This window comes from Bradyrhizobium sp. CSA207, assembly GCF_029051685.1.
Taxonomy (GTDB): domain Bacteria; phylum Pseudomonadota; class Alphaproteobacteria; order Rhizobiales; family Xanthobacteraceae; genus Bradyrhizobium.
In genome coordinates this window covers 1-4,569 of sequence record NZ_JAACFT010000084.1, presented here as the reverse complement: position 1 = coordinate 4,569, position 4,569 = coordinate 1, and the positions used below count along the sequence as shown (strand labels likewise).

Here is a 4,569-nt window from a genome sequence, read left to right as displayed (position 1 = left end):
GGGGATGCGGGCGGGCTGGACGGACATTGCAGATTCCGCTTGGGTTATTGCAGTTGGATGACGCAGCTAACTTAATGTAACAGGCGACGTGAAGCGAGGGTGAGGGGGCATGGCGTTAGCAAAAATGAGCGTGGCGGAGCTCGAACTGTTTCTCCGTGACGAGTTTCCCCAGGCCTTCAGTGGCGGCGACATCACGATCGAGAGCGCGGACGGCCAGACCTGCCTTTTGCGCCAGCGCTACAGTGAAAAGATGCTGCGGCCGGGCGGAACCGTGTCGGGTCCGACGCTGATGGCGCTGGCGGATTTCGGGATGTACGTGGTGCTCCTGTCGGCGATCGGGCCGATCGGGCTCGCGGTCACCACCAATCTCAACATCAACTTCCTGCGCAAGGGCCAGCCCGGCCAGGACGTGCTCGCGGAGGCCCGGCTTCTCAAGCTCGGCAAGCGCCTGGCAGTCGGCGAGGTAAATCTGTTGTCGGGAACGTCGCCCGATCCGATTGCCCATGTCACATCGACCTATTCCATTCCAGCTGTTTGAGGTTTTTGCAGGTAATATAGCACCATATTTTTAAGCCAATGATTTTGTTGAAGTAATTTCCGTCTTTGGGCATTGACCGTTGCGCGTCAGTTCTCTAGAAAACCGCGCAGTCCGGTGCGGTGTTCGCGCCGATGTCTCCCCGTCCACGGAAACTCCGATATGAAAACCTTTTCGGCAAAGCCGGCTGAGGTGACGAAGAAGTGGGTGCTGATCGACGCCAAGGGTCTGGTCGTCGGCCGTCTCGCCACCATCGTCGCCATGCGCCTGCGCGGCAAGCACCTCCCGACCTACACACCGCACGTTGATTGCGGCGACAACGTCATCATCATCAACGCGCAGCATGCGGTCCTCACCGGTCGCAAGCGCGAGCAGAAGACCTATTACAAGCACACCGGTTATGTCGGCCACATCAAGGAGCGCACCGCGCGCCAGATCCTCGAGGGCAAGCATCCCGAGCGCGTGCTCGAGAAGGCCGTCGAGCGCATGATCCCGCGTGGTCCGCTCGGTCGCGTGCAGATGGGCAACCTCCGCGTCTATGGCGGGGCCGATCATCCGCACGAGGCGCAGACGCCGGAAAAGCTCGACATCGCCAAGTTGAACCGCAAGAACACGAGGGCCGCATAACCATGGCCGAATCCATTCAGTCGCTCGACCAGCTCTCGCAGCTCAAGACAGCCGCGCCCGACGCGCCAAAGCACGAGAAGAAGGTCGACAAGTTCAACCGCGCCTACGCCACCGGCAAGCGCAAGGACGCGGTCGCCCGCGTCTGGATCAAGCCGGGCGCCGGCAAGGTCACGGTCAACGCGCGTGAGGTCGAGGTCTATTTCGCCCGTCCCGTGCTGCGCATGATGATCGAGCAGCCGTTCGTCGTGGCCGCGCGTGCCGGCCAGTACGACGTGGTCTGCACCGTCGCCGGCGGCGGTCTGTCCGGCCAGGCCGGCGCCGTGCGTCACGGCATCTCAAAGGCGCTGACCTATTTCGAGCCGGAGCTGCGCACAGTGCTCAAGAAGGGCGGCTTCCTCACCCGCGACTCCCGCGTGGTCGAGCGCAAGAAGTACGGCAAGGCCAAGGCCCGCCGGTCCTTCCAGTTCTCGAAGCGTTAATCGCTTCGGTCACATTCGCCGCGAAAGCGGCTTCAATGAGATGCAAAAGGGCGCTGATTTCAGCGCCCTTTTTGTTGTTCGTTTGTATGCAAATTGATGGCGTGTTTCCGGAAAACTTGGCCTTGCATGAAAACCTGAATGGAACTCGCGGGACATAGCGTCGCATTTGGAAGGGCGCGCAAATCGGCTGGGCCGGTCGCGTAACTGCTATGTTTAAGAGGGGGCCGACATGATGTCGCTCGATAGCATCACGCTCTATTTGGTCGCCACCATGGTTGCCGCTTTGCTCGGCGCCATGATGGTGTTTTTTGGCAGGCAGGAGAACAGCCCCGCGCTGAAATGGTGGGGCACGGCGTATCTTCTCGGTGCTGCCTCCGTTGCGCTGTGGACTGCGGCCGGCGACAAGCTCGGTCCGCAGCTCTATCTGGCGCTGAACGCGGTCGGGTTCGTCGCCTGCGGCATGGTATGGAATGCGGCGCGCGTCTTCCACGGCCGCAAGCCGCACTGGCCCGGCCTCGTGCTCGGCGCGCTTGCGTGGGTCGCGGCCGTGACGCTGCTCGATCCCGCGGCGTCGATGCTGCGTATGCTCATCGGCGCCGGCATCGTCTCGGTCTATGCGGCGCTGACGGCGAGCGAGCTCTGGGTCGAACGGCGCAAGAGCCTGCAGCGCCGCTGGCCGGCCTTCGTGGTGCCGGTGATGCACGGCTGCGTGTTGATGCTGCCGATTCTGCTCGGCAGCTTCTTGCGCCCGAACGACGCCGGCTTCTCCGGCAGCATCTGGGTCACTGTATTCGCGGTCGAGCTCGTGCTCTATGCCGTCGGCACCGTGTTCGTGATCTTCATGCTGGTGTCGGAGCGCACGGTCACCGCGCACCGCACCGCTGCATCGACGGATCCCCTGACCGGCATGCTCAACCGCCGCGGTTTCTCGGAAGCCTGTACGCGCGTGATCGAGCGCGAGGCCAAGGCCGGCCGGCCGGTGACCGTGATGATCTTCGACATCGACCATTTCAAGTCAATCAACGATCGCTTCGGCCATCCCGCCGGCGATGAGATGCTGAAACTGTTCTCGACCATCGTCGTCAGCAATTTGCGCATCTCTGACCTCTCGGGCCGGATCGGCGGCGAGGAGTTCGCGGGCCTGCTGCCGTGCTCGCTGGAGGAGGGCGTGCTGGTTGCCGAGCGCGTACGTGAGGCGTTCGAGACCTCCGGTGTCGTGGTCGATGAAGGCCCGGTCGATACCACCGTCAGCATCGGCGTTGCCGGCGGTCCGGCCGGCACCGAACTTGAGGTGTTGCTGGCTTCGGCCGACACCGCGCTCTACCAGGCCAAGCGCGGTGGCCGCAACCGCGTCGAGGCAGCGGAGGAGCTGCCGCTGTCGCTGGAGAACTGGCGGCGCCAGAGCGCGGCGCGTGTCAGTGTGCCGCGACCGCAACCTGCCACGGCCTGACCCCCAGGGAGGCCTCGCGGTAATCTCCTGTTTACCATTCGATCCCTACCATTGCGGTCATGGAATCGATCCGTCGACAGAACCCGCAGGCTGCCCTGATGTCGCTCGAAGCCGCTGCGGCCTCGGCGCGCAGCGGCTTCGCCTGCGTGTTCTCCACCGCCGACGAATACGAGACGGCGCTGATTACCGAGCGCCGCGCGCAGGGACGCTATACCCAGAGCCGCAGCTATTGGCCGCTGACGCTGTTCATCGGTTGCGCGCTCATCGTCGCAGGCACCGTTCTGCTGCTCGCCTGAGCGCGCCCGCATTTTCAGCCGATCAGGGCGCCGTTTCCGGCGCCTTTTTCTTTGTCTCCGGCTGCGGTAGATACGCCCATCGAACAAAAAGGGTGGAAGCCGATGATCACGGAGATCGCGCAAATCGACGTCAAGCCGGGCAGCGAGAAGGACTTTGAAGCCGCCGTCGCCAAGGCCAAGGCCGCCTTCGGCCGCGCCAAGGGTTTTCACGGTTTCGAACTGCACAAATCGATCGAGAAGCCGCAGCGCTACCGGTTGATGGTCAAGTGGGAAACGCTGGAAAACCACACTGTCGATTTCCGCGGCTCGGAGAATTTTGCCGAATGGCGCGGCCTCGTCGGCCAGTATTTTGCCTCGCCCCCCGAGGTCGAGCACACCGAGACCGTGCTGACCACCTGAGGACTCTCTGCCAGGAGCGTGATCTCCGCGCAAACGCGTTCCGCGTTTGTCGCGAGGGAAAACCGCTGCGCACTTTGCGCTAACGCGGCCCTTCGGGTCCGGATGGTGCTTAGGCGGCTTCGGCCCGGGGCGTCGCTTCATACGTCTTGAAGTGGTCGATCATGACCTTGGCGATGGCGACCAATGGCAGCGCCAGGGCCAGGCCCCAGATTCCGAACACGACGCCGAGCAGGATCTGGAACGCGAACAGCGTGGCGGGCGGAATGTCGAGCGCCTGGCGCTGGAGCAGCGGCGTCAGCACATAGCTCTCCATCGCGTGCACGCCGAGGAACAGGATGAGGGCGGACAGCGCCGCGATCCAACCCGAGGCGAGGCTCGCCAGCACCACGACGACGCCGGCGATGATGGCGCCGACGGTCGGGATGAAGGCGAGAAGGCCGGCCTGGATTCCCAGGATGAACGAGCCGGGGATGCCGATGGCGGCAAGACCGATCCAGGTCACCGCGCCGACTGCGAGCATGACGATGATCTGGGCGATCAGCCAGCGCTCCAGCGTCTCGCTGATCCGATCGATGATCAGGGTCACGCGGGTCCGATGCCTTGCCGGTGCGAGGAATAACAGGCCGTCATGATAGATGCTCGGCTGGGCGGCGAAGGCCAGCCCGAGAAACAGCACGATGAACACGTTGCCGACGGCGCTAATCGTGCCGAGCAGCAGCTTGAAGGTCTGGCTCACGATCGCCCCGCCGCTGGAGGCGAGGGCGCCTGCGCCCGGCAACTGGC

Annotated in this window: 7 protein-coding genes; 6 read left to right on the top strand and 1 reads right to left on the bottom strand. The window is 63.7% G+C overall.

Annotation, left to right across the window (positions count from 1 at the left end):
- The first annotated feature begins 109 nt into the window (after positions 1–109).
- The 6 genes from GWG65_RS39885 to GWG65_RS39860 all read left to right on the top strand — a co-directional run bounded on the left by GWG65_RS39885 (position 110) and on the right by GWG65_RS39860 (position 3,786).
- Positions 110–538, top strand: a complete 429-nt coding sequence (locus GWG65_RS39885) for a PaaI family thioesterase (RefSeq protein WP_275200869.1) — start codon at positions 110–112, stop codon at positions 536–538.
- A 159-nt stretch (positions 539–697) separates the two neighbouring features.
- Positions 698–1,162 carry a 50S ribosomal protein L13 gene (rplM, locus tag GWG65_RS39880; RefSeq protein WP_148745853.1) on the top strand — a complete coding sequence of 155 codons (465 nt, stop codon included), beginning with the start codon at positions 698–700 and terminating at the stop codon, positions 1,160–1,162.
- A gap of 2 nt (positions 1,163–1,164) precedes the next feature.
- Positions 1,165–1,641, top strand: coding sequence for a 30S ribosomal protein S9 (gene rpsI / locus GWG65_RS39875; protein ID WP_275200868.1), 477 nt, complete (start codon positions 1,165–1,167; stop codon positions 1,639–1,641).
- Between the two features lie 229 nt (positions 1,642–1,870).
- Entirely contained in the window at positions 1,871–3,091 is a 1,221-nt protein-coding gene (locus GWG65_RS39870) for a GGDEF domain-containing protein (protein WP_275200867.1), read from the top strand.
- Positions 3,092–3,150: 59 nt separating this feature from the next.
- Positions 3,151–3,387: a hypothetical protein gene (locus GWG65_RS39865; RefSeq protein WP_275200866.1), complete on the top strand. Its 237-nt coding sequence runs from the start codon at positions 3,151–3,153 to the stop codon at positions 3,385–3,387.
- A gap of 102 nt (positions 3,388–3,489) precedes the next feature.
- Entirely contained in the window at positions 3,490–3,786 is a 297-nt protein-coding gene (locus GWG65_RS39860; RefSeq protein ID WP_275200865.1) for an antibiotic biosynthesis monooxygenase family protein, read from the top strand.
- A gap of 109 nt (positions 3,787–3,895) precedes the next feature.
- Here GWG65_RS39860 and GWG65_RS39855 read toward each other — a convergent pair.
- The coding region (locus GWG65_RS39855) for an AI-2E family transporter (RefSeq protein ID WP_275200864.1) at positions 3,896–4,569 on the bottom strand (674 nt) is incomplete at its 5' end.

Bases quoted from the DNA above. Each gene is read 5' to 3' on its own strand.
- GWG65_RS39865 (WP_275200866.1), top strand. From the start codon at position 3,151: ATGGAATCGATCCGTCGACAGAACCCGCAGGCTGCCCTGATGTCGCTC.
- rplM (WP_148745853.1), top strand. From the start codon at position 698: ATGAAAACCTTTTCGGCAAAGCCGGCTGAGGTGACGAAGAAGTGGGTG.
- rpsI (WP_275200868.1), top strand. From the start codon at position 1,165: ATGGCCGAATCCATTCAGTCGCTCGACCAGCTCTCGCAGCTCAAGACA.
- GWG65_RS39860 (WP_275200865.1), top strand. From the start codon at position 3,490: ATGATCACGGAGATCGCGCAAATCGACGTCAAGCCGGGCAGCGAGAAG.
- GWG65_RS39870 (WP_275200867.1), top strand. From the start codon at position 1,871: ATGATGTCGCTCGATAGCATCACGCTCTATTTGGTCGCCACCATGGTT.
- GWG65_RS39885 (WP_275200869.1), top strand. From the start codon at position 110: ATGGCGTTAGCAAAAATGAGCGTGGCGGAGCTCGAACTGTTTCTCCGT.